Here is a 1,601-nt window from a genome sequence, read left to right on the forward strand (position 1 = left end):
AGCTAAGTGTATAATTTTTTACGGTAAGTTGAATAAATAATTAAAAAAGCCCAAGTCCTTTGAATTTGGACTTGAGCTCAAACAAAAAGACCAGTAGTCTGATGTTAAGAACAAAAAACACATTAGAAGCTGGTCTTTTATGAATTCAATTGTAACTGAAATCGCAAATATTATAAAGTCTGAAGATAATTATATTAAGCGTGAAAGAAAAATAATCTGTTTCTTCTTAAACCTGATTAAGGAAATCATGGCCTTGGCTTTAGCTAAAGTTGATGATGAAATGATTACCAAGGTTAAAGCACAGGGCTATCAGATTGACAAGAAGAATGAGCGCTCAATCAATATGGCTTTTGGCGAAGTTAGGTATGTCAGAAGAAGATATGTCTGCCCAGGCAAACAAGCAAGGTATCCCTTGGATGAATTAATGGGCTTTGACAAATACAAGCGCTACAGTATTTTAGCAGTCAAAAACATCTTAGAAGTAAGCAGCGTTGCCACTTATCGCAATACTGCTCTAGCAGTCAATTGCCTGTCTGGCTTTAATATTAGCCATATGCAGGTGGGCAATTTGGTAAAAATGGCCGGGAAAAATATTAAAGCGGGCCAAGAAGCAGATTCAAGATATGATGCCGCAGGCACTAAGAAAAAGGTCCCAGTTTTGTATCTTGAAGGCGATGGCGTGGTGATCAAAGGCACTAAAAGCCGGTTGGAATTTCATCGCTATCAGGTCTGTGAAGGCATTGTCAATATAAGCAAGAAACGCAGAAAGCGAATCAATGCCAAGGAATTTGTTTCTTTAAGCCGACTTGATGCGCTGAACGAAGCCAAGGAGTACCTGGCCAATACTTATGATCTTTCTGATACTGTAATTCTTAGCAACGCCGATGGCGGTGCTGGATATGCCAAAACAGACTTCGATGACATTGTAGGGCTATGCAAGCGTCATGAGCATTTCTTGGATGTCTTTCACCTAAATAAGAAAATCAAAGAAAGGCTATATTTTGCGCCTGACCTGCAAGGCAAGCTGATTTCTGCTTTGGAATACAAATACAGCTATGACAAAGTTAAAACTATCCTAACCACTGCAGAAAGCCGACTAATTGATGAATTGAATACCGAGCTCAATCATGATTATCTGGGGCGCCTAAGGAATTATATTGATCGTCATTGGGACGATATTAAGCCGTTTAAGAAACGAAAACTGACTGTGACTAAAGCCATTGGCTGCTGCGAGAGCAACCACCGCAAGTATACCTACCGTGTTAAGGGGCAAGGCAAGAAATGGTCAAAATCTGGAGCAGAAGGCATGCTTAGGATCTTAAGCTGCATCAAGAATCGAGAGCTGGAATTTTGGCTTAGCAGCGAGTTTGAAGATTCAGAAATAACTGTATTGACTGAACAGGAATTAAAAGCAGCGGCCCGTGACAGCTTAAAGAAGCGTCATGAAGTTCATTTAGGCATCCAGCATGGCGCATTAACCGCACAGGTAGCTGGCAATAGTTATTTAAGCAAGCTAAGCAGAAATTTAAGTCATATAAATATTTAAGAAATTAAGGTTAGACTAATGGTTTAAAGGCTACCGCAAAAACATTGACACTTAC

At 39.7% G+C, this 1,601-nt stretch carries 1 protein-coding gene; it reads left to right on the forward strand.

Translation table 11 applies throughout. The annotated features are described in order from the left end of the window. Positions 1 to 139 precede the first annotated feature (139 nt). Positions 140 to 1,546 carry an ISLre2-like element ISLcr2 family transposase gene (locus tag CP368_RS09875; protein WP_005727954.1) on the forward strand — a complete coding sequence of 469 codons (1,407 nt, stop codon included), beginning with the start codon at positions 140 to 142 and terminating at the stop codon, positions 1,544 to 1,546. Positions 1,547 to 1,601 lie beyond the last annotated feature (55 nt).

The sequence above is a fragment of the Lactobacillus sp. UMNPBX17 genome, assembly GCF_002553735.1.
Taxonomy (GTDB): Bacteria; Bacillota; Bacilli; order Lactobacillales; family Lactobacillaceae; genus Lactobacillus; species Lactobacillus gallinarum.